We start from the raw sequence: 15,359 nt of genomic DNA on the forward strand, positions 1-15,359 counted from the left end.
TCGTCGGGGGTGGGCAGGACGGGGTCCTGCTGCTGCTCGGACGCGGCGCAGGTCACCTCCGGCGGCGGGAAGTCGCGCGTCCGCCGCGGCGCTGAGCCTCCCGTGCAGCGACGCGAGCGATCGACGAGCTCCCCGGTCACCGCGCCCCAGGAGGTGGTCGCGGCCGCCGAGCCGGTCACGGTCACCGTCGCCCGCGACGTGCGGGCCGACCAGCGCGAGGCCTTCGAGCGGTGGGCCGGCGAGGTGCTGGGCCTGGCCGCGGAGTTCCCGGGCAACCTGGGCACCAGCTTGCTGCGTCCGGGCCCGGGCTCGACCCGCTACCACCTGGTCTACCGCTTCGCCGACGGCGAGTCGCTGGCGCGCTGGGAGCGCTCGACCGAGCGGCAGGCCGCGCTGCAGCGCGTCGAGCACCTGTCCGACCGGGTCGACTACGCACACGTGGCCGGTCTGGACAGCTTCTTCACGGCGCTGACCCCCTCCCGGCCGGGGCCCCGCTGGCGGATGACCGCCCTCACGGTGGCCGCTGTCTTCGGCATCACGCTCGTCTTCCAGCTGCTGGTGTCGCCGCACGTGACGAGCTGGCCGCTGCCCCTGCGGCTGCTGCTGTCGGCGGTCATCGTGGTGGTGCTGCTGGGCTACGTCGTCATGCCGGTGCTGACCCGCCTCTTCGCGCGCTGGCTGCACCCTTCCCGCGACTGAGGAAGGACCTCCCTGCCCCCGCTCCCGGCGGGGCCCTGCAGGGAGGCCGCCCCTCCCCGCTCCTGTCGAGGGACCCGTCCTCGCCATCCGTGGCAGGTCCGGGCAGGTTCTGGTGACGAGCCCTGCACGGCACTGGAGAGGCGCGCCGGGTTCAGGCGCGCAGGCGCAGGCCGCGGGGGGTGGCGGCGAAGCCGGCCGCCTGCAGTGCGGCCGACAGCGGGGTCGACTCGTGCACCGAGGCGCCGTCGGCCTTCTGCACCACCATCCGGCCCAGCGCTCCTGCCGCGACCGCCCCGGACAGCGCGGTCGCGGCCTCCTTGAGCGCGGTCTCGTCCTCGGTCCAGGACAGCAGCGTCTTGCCGCCGCGCTCGACGTAGAGCACCAGCTCGCCGTCGACCAGCACCACCAGCGCGCCGGCCTTCCGCCCCGCCCGGTGCCCGGTGGAGCGCCGTCCGCCGCCGGTGCCCTCACCGACGTCGACCGCCGCGCCGGCGTCGCTGCCCGGCTCGGCGGAGGCGCTGTCCGGGCGCTCGGGCCAGGGGAGCGCCGCACCGTAGACGTTGGCCGGGTCGGTGGCGGCCAGCACCACCGCGCCGCCGGGCACCCGGTCGGGGGAAGCGAAGCTGCGCAGCCGGTCGACCGACCCCGGCGTGCCGAACTGGGCGGCGCCGAGGGTCTCCACGAAGTAGCCGCGACGGGCCCGACCGTTCTCCTCGAAGGCCCGCAGCACCGGGTACACCGCGGAGAAGCCCCCCGAGACCTGCTCGGCCACCACCGCGCCGCGGGTGAGCACGCCGTGCCGCTCGAGCAGCGCCTCGGCGCGGGCCGTCGTCCGCTTGGTGGCGTTGGGCTCCCGGTCGGGCAGCCGGGACCACCGGCCGGCCACCGTAGGTGGGCCGCTGCGGGTCGGCATGGCCGGCCGGCCGAGCCGGGTGCGGCCGTAGCGGCTGCGGTCCAGCCGGGCCCGCGGCGGCGTGGGCTGGCGCTTGTGCGTGCCGCCGCCGGACAGCCGGGTGCGCAGCGGCGCGAGGGTGTCGTTGGTGAGCACGCCGGACCAGACGAGGTCCCACACGAGGTCGGCGAAGGCAGCGTCGTCGGTGGAGCCGGCCAGGTCCGACAACCCCCGGAAGAACAGCGCCTGACCGCCGGCCAGCTGGTCCAGCACGGTGGACCCCGCCTCGGGCAGCTCGAGCGGCTCGGGGAGCAGGAGCGGAGCGAGGTCGGCCGGGACGAGGCTGACCCAGCCGTCCCCGCCGGGCAGCCCACCCGCCCCGGCCCACAGCACCTCGCCGGCGCTGGTCAGCTCGTCCAGCATCGCGGGGGAGTAGTCGCGGACCCGGGCCGGCAGCACCAGCGACTCCAGTGCGCTGGCCGGCACGAGGGCCCCCGCCAGCTGCTCGACGACCGCGAGGACGCCGTCCGGGCCGCGCATCCGGCTGCCCACCGACTGCCAGGACGGGGTGAAGCGCGCCAGCGTGCCGACGGGCACGGGCTCCACCTCCTGGCGCAGCCGGGCCAGGCTGCGCCGGCGGACCGACCGGAGCACGTCGGCGTCGCACCACTCCTGGCCGGTGCCGCCGGGACGGAACTCGCCGGTGACCAGGCGGCCGGTGCCGACCAGCCGCTGCACGGTCGCCGTCACCACCGCGACGCCCAGCCCCAGCCGCTGCGCCACCTCACCGGGCTGGAAGGGACCGTGCGTGCGGGCGTAGCGGCCCACCAGGTCCCCGAGCGGGTCGGGCACCGGCTCGGTGAACACCTCGGGCACCCCGACGGGCAGGGCGGTGCCGAGGGCGTCGCGCAGCCGGCCGGCGTCCTCGATCGCCACGTACCGCTCCTCGCCGGCGATGCGCACCACCAGCGCGCGGCGGGCGGCCACCAGCTCGTCGAGCCACTCCTGGCCCACGCCGCGGGCGGTGGCCTCCGTGGGGGTGAGGTCACCGACGATGCGCAGCAGGTCCGCGGCGCCGTCGGGGTCGCGGGGATGGCGTTGGGCCGGCAGTCGCTGCAGCTCGTTCTCCACCTCGGTCAGCGCCTCGGCGTCGAGCAGCTCCCGCAGCTCGGAGCGGCCGAGGAGCTCGGCGAGCAGGCCGGTGTCGAGGGCCAGCGCCTGTGCCCGCCGCTCGGCCAGCGGGGCGTCGCCCTCGTAGAGGAACTGGCCGACGTAGCCGAACAGCAGCGACTGGGCGAACGGTGAGGCCGCCTGGGTCTGCACGTCGACCACCCGCACCCGGCGGGAGCGGACGTCGCGCATCAGCTCGACCAGGCCGGGCACGTCGTAGACGTCCTGCAGCACCTCGCGGGCGGCCTCGAGCGTGATCGGGAAGCTGGAGAACTCGCTGGCCACCGAGAGCAGCTGTGCGGCGCGCTGCCGTTGCTGCCACAGCGGGGTGCGCCGGCGCGGGTCGCGGCGGGGGAGCAGCAGCGCCCGGGCCGCGCACTCGCGGAACCGGCTGGCGAACAGCGCCGAGCTGCCGACCTCGGCGGTCACCTCGCGTTCGACGTCGTCCGGGTCCAGGACGGCGAGGTCGGCCTCCGGCGGCTCGCCGGTGGTGTCGGGCAGCCGCAGCACGATGCCGTCGTCGGAGTGCATCGAGGCGACGTCCACGCCGTAGCGCTCCCGCAGCCGGGCGGCGAGCACGAGCGCCCACGGGGCGTTGACCTGGGCGCCGAAGGGCGAGTGGACGACCAGCCGCCAGTCACCGAGCTCGTCGCGGAAGCGTTCCACCAGCAGCGTGCGGTCGTCGGGCAGGTGCCCGGTGGCCTGCTTCTGCTCGGCCAGGTAGGCCAGCAGGTTGGCCGCGCCCCACTCGTCGAGGCCAGCGGCGCGGGCGCGCTCGAGCCCGGCCTCGGGCGTCGCGGTGCCGACCTCGCGGAGGAAGGCGCCCAGCGCGCGACCCAGCTCCAGCGGGCGGCCGGGCGCGTCGCCGTGCCAGAACGGCATCTTGCCGGGCTGGCCGGGGGCGGGGCTCACCAGGACTCGGTCGTGGGTGATCTCCTCGATCCGCCAGGAGGAGGAGCCGAGGAGGAACACGTCGCCCACCCGCGACTCGTAGACCATCTCCTCGTCGAGCTCGCCGACCCGCCGGCCGCCGCGGCTGTCCTCGCCGCCGACGAGGAAGACGCCGAACAGGCCGCGGTCGGGGATGGTGCCGCCGCTGGTGACCGCCAGCCGCTGGGCGCCGCCGCGAGCGGTCAGGGTGTCGGTGACCCGGTCCCAGGTCAGCCGCGGCCGCAGCTCGGCGAAGGCGTCGGAGGGGTACCGACCGGCCAGCATGTCGAGCACCGCGTGCAGCGCGGAGTCCGGCAGCGAGGCGAACGGCGCCGACCGGCGGACCAGCGCGGCGACCTCGTCGACGGTCCGCGGCCGCTCGGAGACGACGGCGACCACCTGCTGGGCCAGCACGTCGAGCGGGTTGCGCAGGTAGCGGATCGACTCGATCGCGCCGGCCTTCATCCGTTCGGCGACCAGCGCGCACTGGACCAGGTCGCCGCGGTACTTCGGGAAGAGCACGCCGCGGCTGACCGCGCCGACCTGGTGGCCGGCGCGACCCACGCGCTGCAGGCCGGAGGCGACCGTGGGTGGGGCCTCCACCTGGACCACGAGGTCGACCGCGCCCATGTCGATGCCGAGCTCGAGGCTGGAGGTGGCCACCACGGCCGGCAGCCGTCCGGACTTCAACGCCTCCTCCACGATCGCCCGCTGCTCGCGGGACACCGAGCCGTGGTGCGCGGCGGCGACCGGCTGCACGCCTTCGGGCACCCCGCCGCCGGAGCCGGCCTGCGCCATCAAGGCGGCGGCGTTGGTGCCCGGCGGGACCGGCTCCCCGGTCGCCCGCTCGTAGGCCAGCTCGTTGAGCCGGCTGGTCAGCCGCTCGGCCAGCCGCCGGGAGTTGGCGAAGACGATCGTGCTGCGGTGGGCCTCCACGAGGTCGAGCACCCGCTCCTCGACCGCCGGCCAGATCGACGTCCGCGGCTGGTCGCCGGCGGCGGAGCCCTCGAGCTCACCGGTGGGCTGGCCCAGGGTGCTCATGTCCTCGACCGGGACGACGACCGAGAGGTCCCACTCCTTCGCCGACCCGGGCGCGACCACCTCGACCGGGCGGCCGCCGGCGAGGAAGGCGGCCACCTCCTCGACGGGGCGGACCGTGGCGGACAGGCCGATCCGCTGCGCGGGGCGCTCCAGCAGCTCGTCGAGCCGGTCGAGGGTGACGGCCAGGTGCGCGCCGCGCTTGGTGTCGGCCACCGCGTGAACCTCGTCGACGATCACCGTCTCGACGCCGCGCAGCGCCTCCCGGGCGGCGCTGGTGAGCAGCAGGAACAGCGACTCCGGCGTGGTGATCAGGATGTCGGTGGGCCGCCGCGCGAAGGCCCGCCGCTCCTCGGCGGGAGTGTCCCCGGAGCGGGTGCCGACCTGGATCTCCGGGCGGGGCAGGCCCAGCCGGGCCGCCGCCTGCCCGATGCCGGCCAACGGGGCGCGCAGGTTGCGCTCGACGTCGACGGCGAGCGCCTTCAGCGGGGACACGTACAGGACCCGGCAGCGGGCCTGCTCGTCGGCCGGCGGCGGGGTGCCGGCCAGCCGGTCGAGCGACCACAGGAAGGCGGCGAGGGTCTTGCCCGAGCCGGTGGGCGCGACGACGAGCGCGTGGCCGCCGCTGCTGATGGCCCGCCAGGCGCCCTCCTGGGCGGCGGTGGGCTCGGCGAAGGCGCCGGTGAACCAGGCCCGGGTGGGCTCGGAGAACCGGTCGAGGGCGGGCACGGCTCCAGTGTCCACAGGGGGACGACACTCCGCTGACCTGCGAACAGCGGCCAGGGCCCCCGACGTGGTGTGCGGCACACTGACCGCCATGCGCCGATCCCTGTACGAGGCCGAGCACGAGGACTTCCGGGAGACGGTCCGCGCCTGGGCCGAGAAGAACGTCGCCCCCTTCCACGACCAGTGGGAGCGCGACGGCATCGTGCCCCGCGACGTCTGGACCTCGGCCGGCGCGCAGGGACTGCTGGGCACCGACATGGACGAGCGGTACGGCGGCGGGGGCGTGCGCGACTTCCGCTACCAGGCGGTGCTCGACGAGGAGCTCATGCGGATCGGCGCCACCGGTCTGGGCTTCGGCCTGCACAACGACGTCGCCGGGCCCTACCTGCGCGACCTGGGCACCGAGGAGCAGCACCAGCGCTGGCTGCCGGGGTTCTGCAGCGGTGAGCTCATCACCGCCATCGCCATGACCGAGCCGGCGGCCGGCAGCGACCTGCAGGGCATCCGGACGACGGCCCGCCGGGACGGTGACGGGTGGCTGCTCTCCGGCTCCAAGACCTTCATCACCAACGGCATCAACGCCGACCTGGTCATCGTCGTGGCGCGGACCGACCCCGACGCCCCGGGGTCGCGGGGACTGAGCCTCCTGGTGGTGGAGCGGGGCATGCCCGGTTTCACCCGGGGGCGGAACCTGCCCAAGATCGGCCTCAAGGCGCAGGACACCGCGGAGCTGTACTTCGACGGCGTGCCGGTGCCGGCCGAGAACCTGCTGGGCACCGAGAACCACGGCTTCGCCCACCTGATGGAGAACCTGCCGCAGGAGCGGCTGTCCATCGCGGTCGGCGCGGTGGCCGCGGCCGAGACCGTGCTGGCGCAGACCGTCGAGTACGTCACCGGGCGCACCGCCTTCGGCCGGCCGGTGGGCAGCTTCCAGAACAGCCGGTTCGTCCTGGCCGAGCTGCAGACCGAGGTCACCATCGCCCGCACCTTCGTCGACGAGTGCGTGCGACAGCTCGACCGCGGCGAGCTCACCCCGGTCGACGCGGCGATGGCCAAGTACTGGACCACCGAGCTGCAGAACAAGGTGGCCGACCGCTGCCTGCAGCTGCACGGCGGCTACGGCTACATGGACGAGTACCCGGTGTCCAAGGCCTGGCGCGACGCCCGCATCCAGCCGATCTACGGCGGCACCAACGAGATCATGCGCGAGATCGTCGGCCGTGCCATGGGCCTCTAGCAGGGGTCTGACGTGACTGCCCAGACCCGGTCCGCCGATCCGGCGCTCGTCCAGCGCCGGACTCTCGGCGTGCTCAGCGGGGGAGTCGCCCTGAGCGGGCTGGGCATCACGGTCGGCATCACCGTCGGTGGCCTCCTCGCACGCGACGTGGCCGGCACCGAGACCGCGGCCGGTCTCGGCCAGACGGCCGGCGTGCTCGGGGCCGCGGTCCTCGCCGTGCCGCTGGCCCGCGTCAGCGACCGCGCCGGCCGGCGGGCCGGGCTGGCCGCCGGGTACGGGGTCGCCGTCCTGGGTGCCCTGCTGACCGTCGTCGCCGCGGTCGTCTCGTCGCTGCCGCTGCTCCTCGTCGGCCTGTTCGCCTTCGGCGCCGCCACCACGTGCGGGCTGCAGGCGCGCTACGCCGCGGCCGACCTCGCCGTACCCGAGCAGCGCGGGCGGGCGCTGTCCCTGGTGGTGTGGGCGACCACGGTCGGCTCGGTGCTCGGCCCCAACCTCGCCGGCCCCGGTGAGGCGCTCGGCGAGGCCCTGGGACTGCCGCCGCTCACCGGGCCCTTCGCCATCTCCGTCGCCGTCTTCGCACTCGTCGCCCTTGGCCTGCTCGCCATGCTGCGACCCGACCCGCTGCTGCTGGCCCGCCGGCTGCGGGGTGCAGGGGCGGACGTCGGACGGCCACGACGGGCCACCACGCACGCCGTCCGCGCCGTGTGGGCCGACCCCCGCGGCCGGCTCGGGATCACCGCGGTGGTGGTCTCCCACGCGGTGATGGTCGGCGTGATGGTCATGGCGCCGGTGCACATGAGCCACGCCGGCGGGACGACGCTGCGCGTCATCGGTCTGGTCATCAGCGTGCACGTCGCCGGCATGTACCTGTTCTCCCCGCTGGTCGGACTGCTGGCCGACCGGGCCGGCCGCCGGACCGCGGTCGCCGTGGGCGCGGCCCTGCTGCTGGCCGCGGCGGCGCTGGCCGGGACGGCGGCACCCGGAGCGGCTCTGCAGCTCGGCGCCGGGCTGCTCCTGCTCGGGCTCGGCTGGTCCTGCGGGCTCATCGCCGGGTCCACGCTCGTCACCGAGTCGGTCACCGACGAGCAGCGGCCGGCCGCGCAGGGCGGCACCGACCTGCTCATGGGGCTGGGTGCGGCGGTCGCCGGTGTCGCCGGGGGCCCGCTGCTCGCCGCGGGCGGCTACGGGCTGGTGGCGACGGTCTCGGCCGCGCTCGTGGTCCCGCTGCTCGTGGTGTGGGCACGGACCGGCGGAGCAGGAGTGGCTCAGCGGCCCCGGTAGTTGCGCCAGAGCAGGACCAGCGAGGCCAGGAGCGCCAGGGCGATGCCGACCTCGAGGAGGAGGTCCAGGGTGGCCGAGCCGGTGCCGATCACCCGTCCAGCGTAGGAGCCCGGGGAGCGCAGCAGACCCGGCCGCGTGCGCGCTAGCGTCGGGGTCGTGCGACTGCAGGATTTCTGGTCCCGGCTCCGCGAGCAGTTCGGCCCCATGCGCGCGGAGAGCGTGGCCCGCGACCACGTGTTCAGCTCGCTGGGCGGGCGCAGCGCCGTCGAGGCCATCGACGCCGGCCTGCCGGTGCGGCGCGTGTGGCTGGCGATCTGCGAGGAGTTCGACGTGCCGCGCAGGGAGCGCTGAGTCGCAGGACCGGCGTGTCACGCTGGCAGTCGAACAGACGTTCGGACTAGATTGGTGCCGCAGTCCACAGGCCGGGCGTTCCTCCACAGGTCGACCGGATCCCCCGGAAGTGTCAGACCTCCGCTCTAGCGTCGACACCGACCCGCTCGAACACACGGCATCGCGACTTCCCGAAGGTGAGCACCATGGCAACGCTCGACCGCGACAAGGCCCTCGACATGGCCCTCGCCCAGATCGACAAGCAGTTCGGCAAGGGCTCGGTCATGCGGCTGGGCGACAACGCCGCACAGGCGATCAAGGTCATCCCGACCGGCTCGATCGCCCTCGACATCGCCCTCGGCATCGGTGGCCTGCCGCGCGGCCGCGTCATCGAGGTGTACGGCCCCGAGGCCTCCGGGAAGACCACGGTCGCCCTGCACGCGGTGGCCAACGCGCAGGCCGCCGGCGGTATCGCGGCGTTCATCGACGCCGAGCACGCGCTCGACCCCGAGTACGCCCGGGCCATCGGCGTCGACACCGACGCGCTGCTGGTCAGCCAGCCCGACACCGGTGAGCAGGCGCTGGAGATCGCCGACATGCTCATCCGCTCCGGCGCGCTCGACGTCATCGTCATCGACTCGGTCGCCGCGCTCGTGCCCCGCGCCGAGATCGAGGGCGAGATGGGTGACAGCCACGTCGGTCTGCAGGCCCGGCTGATGAGCCAGGCGCTCCGGAAGATCACCGGTGCGCTGAACAACTCCGGCACCACCGCGATCTTCATCAACCAGCTGCGCGAGAAGGTCGGCGTCGTCTACGGCTCGCCCGAGGTCACCACCGGTGGCCGCGCGCTGAAGTTCTACTCGTCGGTCCGGCTCGACGTCCGCCGCATCGAGACCCTCAAGCAGGGCACCGAGGCGGTCGGCAGCCGGGTCCGCGTGAAGGTCGTCAAGAACAAGGTGGCCGCGCCGTTCAAGCAGGCCGAGCTCGACCTGCTGTGGGGTACCGGGTTCAGCCGTGAGGGCGGTCTGATCGACGCCGGCGTCGAGCAGGGCTTTATCCGCAAGTCCGGCGCCTGGTACACGTACGAGGGCGACCAGCTCGGCCAGGGCAAGGAGAACGTCCGCACCTTCCTGCGCGACAACCCCGACCTCGCCGACGAGATCGAGAAGAAGGTCAAGGAGAAGCTGGGCATCGGCGCGAAGGTCGATGAGCCGGCCGTGGCCGACCAGCCCGACTTCTGACGGTGGGCGGCTGGCCCGAGGCGCGGGAGCGCTCGGCTCGCGCCCAGCGACGCGGGCGGCGCTCCGGTTCGTCCCCTGACCCGGACGGTCCGGACGCCGCCCTGCCGGCGGGCGACCCGCAACCCGAAGACGACCCGGGCGACCCCGAGCAGGTCGCCCGGTCGATCTGCCTGCGGGCGTTGACCGGCGCTCCCAAGACCCGTCAGCAGCTGGCCGACCTGCTCGCCAAGCGCGGCATCCCCGATGACGTCGCCGAACTGGTCCTGGACCGGTTCGGCGAGGTCGGACTCATCGACGACGCCGCCTTCGCCCGGGCCTGGGTGACCTCGCGCCAGACCGGGCGAGGCTTGGCGCGGCGTGCGCTCAAGGCCGAGTTGCGCGCCAAGGGCGTCGACGGCGAGGTCGCCGAGGAGGCGGTCGCCCTCGTCGACGACCAGGACGAGTGGGATGCGGCCCGTCGCCTGGTGCAGCGTCGGCTGCCCGGGCTGCGGCGGGTCGACCGCGTCACCGCCGAGCGCCGGCTGGTGGGCATGCTGGCCCGCAAGGGCTACGGCTCCGGGCTGGCCGCCTGGGTGGTCCGTGAGGCACTCGACGAGGAGCGGTCCGGACATGCGGAGGAGTCGGAGCCGGGGCCGCACCACGGGCAGGGCCTGGACGCCTGGCTGCCGTGACCGGCCGGCCCCTTCCCCGCCGGGGCCGACGAGGCGTCGCGGACGGCCCTCCGGGGCCGGCCCTCGCCTGGCGTGTCCTCAGCTCCCGAAGGGCCGGGGTTGCCAGCACGACGGTGAAGGGGCGGCCCCTCCAGGGCCCGGCCGGCCCCGTCCCGAGTTCCGTCCCGAGCCTGTGAAGGGTGCGAGGACGGGTTCGTTCTACGAGTGCTGGCAGGAGACCTGTCTCAGGTCGGGTCGGGGTCCCTGCTGCCCTGCCGCTGACCTCCGCTGAGGCCGACCTCGCTGACGCCGGCGTAGGGCTCGTGCCGCTTGCCGACGTGCTTCTCCTGCTCCAGCCGCTCGATCAGGTGCGGGTAGTGCGCCTCGAAGGCCGGCCGCTCGGAGCGGATCTTCGGGATCTCGGTGAAGTTGTGCCGCGGCGGCGGGGACGACGTCGCCCACTCCAGCGAGTTGCCGTGACCCCAGGGGTCGTCCCGCACCGCCAGTGGCCCGTGGCGCCAAGACCGGATCACGTTGAAGAGGAAGGGGATGATGGAGGCGCCGAGGATGAACGAGAAGATCGTCGACACCGTGTTCAGCATGGTGAAGCCGTCGCTGGCCAGGTAGTTGGCGTAGCGACGCGGCATGCCCTCACCGCCGAGCCAGTGCTGCACCAGGAACGTGCCGTGGAACCCGATGAAGGTCATCCAGAACTGGAGCTTGCCGAGACGCTCGTCGAGCATCCGGCCGCACATCTTGGGGAACCAGAAGTAGACGCCGGCGTAGGCGGCGAACACCACGGTCCCGAAGACCACGTAGTGGAAGTGCGCCACGACGAAGTAGCTGTCGTTGACGTGCCAGTCCAGCGGCGGCGAGGCCAGCAGCACGCCGGTCAGACCACCGAGCAGGAAGGTGACCATGAAGCCGATCGCGAACAGCATCGGCGTCTCGAAGGTCAGCTGACCCCGCCACATGCTGCCGATCCAGTTGAAGAACTTGATCCCGGTCGGCACGGCGATCAGGTAGGTCAGGAACGCGAAGAACGGCAGCAGCACCGCGCCGGTGGCGTACATGTGGTGCGCCCACACCGTCACCGACAGGGCGCCGATGGCGATGGTCGCGAAGACCATGCCCTTGTAGCCGAACAGCGGCTTGCGGCTGAACACCGGGATGATCTCGGTGACGATGCCGAAGAACGGCAGCGCGATGATGTAGACCTCGGGGTGCCCGAAGAACCAGAACAGGTGCTGCCACAGCATCGACCCCCCGTTCTCCTCCGAGTACACCAACGCGCCGATCTGCCGGTCCGCCAGGAGGGCGAACAGCGCCGCGGTGAGGATCGGGAACGCGAAGAGCACCAGCAGGCTGGTCACCAGGGTGTTCCAGCAGAAGATCGGCATCCGGAACAGCGTCATGCCCGGCGCCCGCAGGCAGACCATGGTGGTCGCGAAGTTGACCGCACCGAGGATCGTGCCCAGGCCGGACACCGCCAGGCCGGCGATCCACAGGTCCGGGCCGGCGCCGGGACTGTGCGCGACGTCGGACAGCGGGGTGTAGGCGTACCAGCCGAAGTCGGCGGCACCGCCCGGGGTGAGGAAGCCCGACACCGCGAGGGTGCTGCCGAAGAGGAACAGCCAGTACGAGAACGAGTTCAGCCGCGGGAACGCGACGTCGGGCGCGCCGATCTGCAGCGGCATGATCAGGTTGCCGAACGCGAAGAACAGCGGCGTCGCGAAGAACAGCAGCATGATCGTGCCGTGCATGGTGACCAGCTGGTTGTACTGCTCCGGCGAGAGGAACTGCAGGGCCGGCCGGGCCAGCTCCCCACGCATGAGCATCGCCATCAGGCCGCCGATGATGAACCACACGAACGACGTGACCAGGTACATCAGACCGATGGTCTTGTGGTCGGTGGTCCGCAGGAAGTTCGACAGCCGCGAGCCCTTCTCCGGTGCAGGAGCGGTGCTCGATCGCGTGATGATGGGGTGCGGGGCCAGAGCGGTCATGCGGCGACTCCCAGGGGCGACCGCGCTCCTCCGGCTCGGAGCTGGAACCCATGGTGACCCCACAACGCAGGTCAGGGAAGCGGGAACACCCCCGAGCCGCTCATCCGGCGCGCGGAACCGGTTCCTCCGCCGACCGTTGGGCCGCCGACCAGGCGGTCACGTCGACGGCGACGCCGTCCGGTGCCTCGTCGTCGGTCACCAGCCAGCTGCCCTCGCGGCCCAGCTCGCAGGACAGCCACGCTCGCATCTGCAGGTCGAAGACCCGCTCGGGCGCGGCGGCCGCGGAGCTCACCGGCCCGAGGAAGGTCACGTCGGCCTCCTCACCCCCGGCGAAGCGCAGCACCACCCGGCACCGCGAGCGCCGGTGACGGGCCGGCGGCACGACCTCCCGCACGACGGCGGTGTCTGCGCCCGCGGCGGCGGCCAGGGACGACGCGGAGGCGCGCAGCTGGGTCACGAAGTCCTGGGCGGCGTCCAGGGGTGCCGCCGGACGGCGCGCCGGCGCCGGGAGCGGAGGCACGGCGGGGCGGAGTGCGGTGTCCACGTCGCAGTTCTCGGCAGTCCGGCCTGCGGATGGGACCACCGGGCGGGACCCGGCAGCCCCACCCGGGGGCCGGTGTCACCGGACTGTCGGGACGACGCCGCCGCCGCCGCCCATCTGCACGTCGGCGGGCAGCTCGGTCGGCGTCGTGGCCGCCGTCTTCGCGTTGCCACGGGTGCGCCGCTCCACGTACCGCGCCAGCCACGACAGCACCAGGTTGATCGCGATGTAGATGACCGCTGCGGCGACGTAGAGCTGGAACGTGTACTGGTTGCCGAACTGCAGCGTGAAGAACTCCACCAGGCCACGCGCCCCGCGCAGGAGCTCGGGGAAGCTGATGATGAAGCCCAGCGAGGTGTCCTTGAGCAGCACGACGAGCTGGGCGATGAGCACCGGCAGCATGCGCCGGACCGCCTGCGGGAGCAGCACCAGCGTCATGACCTGCGTCTTGCGCATACCGAGGCCGTAGGCGGCCTCGCGCTGGCCGCGGTCCACCGACAGGATCCCGGCGCGGAAGATCTCGGCGAGCACCGCGGCGTTGTAGAGGACCAGGCCACCCACCAGGGCCCAGAACGCGCTGAGCCGGATCCCGAACTTCGGGAGCAGGAAGTAGAGCGCGAAGATCAGGACCAGCAGCGGCACCGCGCGGAAGAACTCGATCAGTGTCGTGACGACCACGCGGACCCAGCGGTGCTCCGAGAGCCGGCCGACCGCGAGCAGGAGACCCAGCACGGTGGCCAGCACCATGCCGACGATCGCGACCTGGAGCGTGCGCAGCAGGGCCTGGCCGAGTGCCTGGGGCACCTGGCTGGCCGGGTCGAACAGGACGGCCCACCGCTGTGGCTCCAGCTGGCCGTTGCCGGCCAGGCGGACGAGGACGAGGGCGGCGATCACCACGACGACGAGGACGCCGACCGCCGTGCCGATGCGGATGCGTCGGCGGGCCTTCGGGCCGGGCACGTCGAAGAGGACGGGTGTCGTCATCGCAGGATCGCCACCCGGCGCTCGATCCGGTTGACCGCCAGGGCGGACGGGAGGGTGATGACCATGTAGCCCACGACCACGCCGACGAGCACGAGCGTCAGGTCACCGGCGTCGGCGTTGACCAACCGGGGCAGCAGCGAGCTCAGGTCGCTCACCGAGAAGCCTGCGGCGATGGAGGTGTTCTTCACCATCGCGATCAGCACGTTGCCCAGGGGTGGGACCACGGTCCGGAACGCCTGGGGGAGGACGACCTCGCGGAGGGACTGCCCGAAGGTCAGCCCGAGCGCCCGCGCGGCCTCGGCCTGGCCGCCCGACACCGCGTTGACCCCCGAGCGCACCGCCTCGCAGACGAAGGCGGCGGTGTAGAGGCCGACCGACAGGACGGCCCCGGGGAAGAAGCCGATGACGAAGTCGATCTGCGGCAGCCCGAAGATGATGAAGAAGAAGACCACCGTGAGCGGCGTGTTGCGGAAGGTCTCGACGTAGAAGGTGGCCAGGCCGCGCAGCGGGGGGATGGGGCTGACGCGCATCGCGGCGAGGAGGGTGCCGAGCACCAGCGCCAGCAGGCCGGCCAGCAGCGACAGACCGAGGGTGGTCAGGAACGCATCGAGGAACAGGTCGGCGTTCTCGCGCACGAAGTCCACGGCGCCTCCTCTCCGGGTCGGGACGGCGAGGCGCCGCCGGGCGGGAGGTCCCACCCGGCGGCGTCAGGGGATCCGCTCGATCAGTACCGGTCGATCGTCGGGGGCTCGGGAGCCGGCTCGCCGGTGATCGCGCCTGCGGTCCGGTCCCAGGCCGCGGCCCAGCTGCCGTCCTCGAAGGCCTGCTCGAGGGTGTCGTTGATGAAGCCGCGGAACTCGTCGTCGCCCTTCGTCAGCCCGATGCCGTACGGCTCCTGGGTGAAGGGGTTGCCCACCAGCTCGAAGGCGCCCTGACCGCCCTGCACGAGGCCGGTGAGGATGACGTTGTCGGTGGTCACCGCGTCGACCTGGCCGTTGCGCAGCGCGTCGGCGCACTTGGAGTACACGTCGAACAGCGTCAGCTGGGCCTCGGGGTAGTTGTCCCGGATGTTCTGCGCCGGCGTGGAGCCCTCCACCGAGCAGACCCGCTTGCCGGCGAGGTCGTCGGGGCCCTCGATGGCCAACGGGTTGCCCGTGGCGACCATGATGTCCTGGCCGGCCTCGTAGTAGGGCCCGGCGAAGTCGATGAGCTGCTTGCGGGCGTCGTTGATCGTGTAGGTGGCCACGACGACGTCGACGTCGCCGTTCTGGATGAAGGACTCCCGGTTGGCCGACACCGTCTCCTTCCACTCGATCTCCTCGGGGGCGATGCCCAGCTCGCCGGCGACGATCTTGGCGACCTCGACGTCGAAGCCCTCGGGCACGCCCTGCGGGTTGGCCAGACCGAAGCCGGGCTGGTCGAACTTGGTGCCGACGGTGATCGTCCCGGCCTCGGCGAGCTCGGCCATCGTGCTCCCGGCCGGGAACTCGACGTCCTGGGCGACCTCGGGGGCGTTCTCGGTGGCCTCCTCGGCCTGCTGACCGGCCTCGCTGGAGCAGCCGGCGAGCACGAGGCCCAGGGCCCCCAGGGTGGCGGCGTAGCGGGTGATGCGCATGTGCGTTCCTCTCTACCGG

General features: G+C 73.3%; 12 protein-coding genes. 6 read left to right on the plus strand and 6 right to left on the minus strand.

What is annotated here, in order from left to right; translation table 11 throughout:
* Positions 1 to 102: 102 nt before the first annotated feature.
* Positions 103 to 699 carry an antibiotic biosynthesis monooxygenase gene (locus tag BMW27_RS07645; RefSeq protein WP_091441862.1) on the plus strand — a complete coding sequence of 199 codons (597 nt, stop codon included), beginning with the start codon at positions 103 to 105 and terminating at the stop codon, positions 697 to 699.
* Between the two features lie 151 nt (positions 700 to 850).
* Here BMW27_RS07645 and BMW27_RS07650 read toward each other — a convergent pair whose 3' ends face one another.
* Complete coding sequence (locus BMW27_RS07650) at positions 851 to 5,458, minus strand: ATP-dependent helicase (RefSeq protein ID WP_091441866.1); 4,608 nt, start codon at positions 5,456 to 5,458, stop codon at positions 851 to 853.
* Between the two features lie 88 nt (positions 5,459 to 5,546).
* Between BMW27_RS07650 and BMW27_RS07655 the strand changes: the two genes are divergently transcribed.
* The 5 genes from BMW27_RS07655 to BMW27_RS07675 all read left to right on the plus strand — a co-directional run bounded on the left by BMW27_RS07655 (position 5,547) and on the right by BMW27_RS07675 (position 10,215).
* A complete protein-coding gene (locus tag BMW27_RS07655; RefSeq protein WP_091443017.1) occupies positions 5,547 to 6,692 on the plus strand; it encodes an acyl-CoA dehydrogenase family protein in 1,146 nt (381 codons plus the stop codon).
* Between the two features lie 12 nt (positions 6,693 to 6,704).
* Positions 6,705 to 7,973 carry an MFS transporter gene (locus BMW27_RS07660; protein ID WP_091441870.1) on the plus strand — a complete coding sequence of 423 codons (1,269 nt, stop codon included), beginning with the start codon at positions 6,705 to 6,707 and terminating at the stop codon, positions 7,971 to 7,973.
* 156 nt (positions 7,974 to 8,129) lie between these two features.
* Positions 8,130 to 8,324: a DUF3046 domain-containing protein gene (locus BMW27_RS07665; RefSeq protein ID WP_217638076.1), complete on the plus strand. Its 195-nt coding sequence runs from the start codon at positions 8,130 to 8,132 to the stop codon at positions 8,322 to 8,324.
* 185 nt (positions 8,325 to 8,509) lie between these two features.
* On the plus strand, positions 8,510 to 9,544 hold the full coding sequence (gene recA / locus BMW27_RS07670; protein ID WP_091441877.1) for a recombinase RecA: 1,035 nt from the start codon (positions 8,510 to 8,512) through the stop codon (positions 9,542 to 9,544).
* Between the two features lie 2 nt (positions 9,545 to 9,546).
* Entirely contained in the window at positions 9,547 to 10,215 is a 669-nt protein-coding gene (locus tag BMW27_RS07675) for a regulatory protein RecX (RefSeq protein ID WP_091441881.1), read from the plus strand.
* Positions 10,216 to 10,439: 224 nt separating this feature from the next.
* Here BMW27_RS07675 and ctaD read toward each other — a convergent pair whose 3' ends face one another.
* The 5 genes from ctaD to BMW27_RS07700 all read right to left on the minus strand — a co-directional run bounded on the left by ctaD (position 10,440) and on the right by BMW27_RS07700 (position 15,340).
* Entirely contained in the window at positions 10,440 to 12,200 is a 1,761-nt protein-coding gene (ctaD, locus tag BMW27_RS07680) for an aa3-type cytochrome oxidase subunit I (RefSeq protein ID WP_091441884.1), read from the minus strand.
* A gap of 100 nt (positions 12,201 to 12,300) precedes the next feature.
* Positions 12,301 to 12,744 (minus strand): hypothetical protein, encoded by a 444-nt coding sequence (locus tag BMW27_RS07685; RefSeq protein WP_091441887.1) that lies wholly within the window; start codon positions 12,742 to 12,744, stop codon positions 12,301 to 12,303.
* Between the two features lie 75 nt (positions 12,745 to 12,819).
* Entirely contained in the window at positions 12,820 to 13,725 is a 906-nt protein-coding gene (locus BMW27_RS07690; protein ID WP_091441890.1) for an amino acid ABC transporter permease, read from the minus strand.
* Positions 13,722 to 14,369, minus strand: a complete 648-nt coding sequence (locus BMW27_RS07695; protein ID WP_091441892.1) for an amino acid ABC transporter permease — start codon at positions 14,367 to 14,369, stop codon at positions 13,722 to 13,724. Before BMW27_RS07695 ends, BMW27_RS07690 begins: the two co-directional genes overlap by 4 nt.
* An 80-nt stretch (positions 14,370 to 14,449) precedes the next feature.
* Positions 14,450 to 15,340: a glutamate ABC transporter substrate-binding protein gene (locus BMW27_RS07700; RefSeq protein WP_091441895.1), complete on the minus strand. Its 891-nt coding sequence runs from the start codon at positions 15,338 to 15,340 to the stop codon at positions 14,450 to 14,452.
* Positions 15,341 to 15,359 lie beyond the last annotated feature (19 nt).

Origin of the sequence: Geodermatophilus poikilotrophus (assembly GCF_900111455.1) — a bacterium.
In the GTDB taxonomy this organism is placed as follows: Bacteria; Actinomycetota; Actinomycetes; order Mycobacteriales; family Geodermatophilaceae; genus Geodermatophilus; species Geodermatophilus poikilotrophus.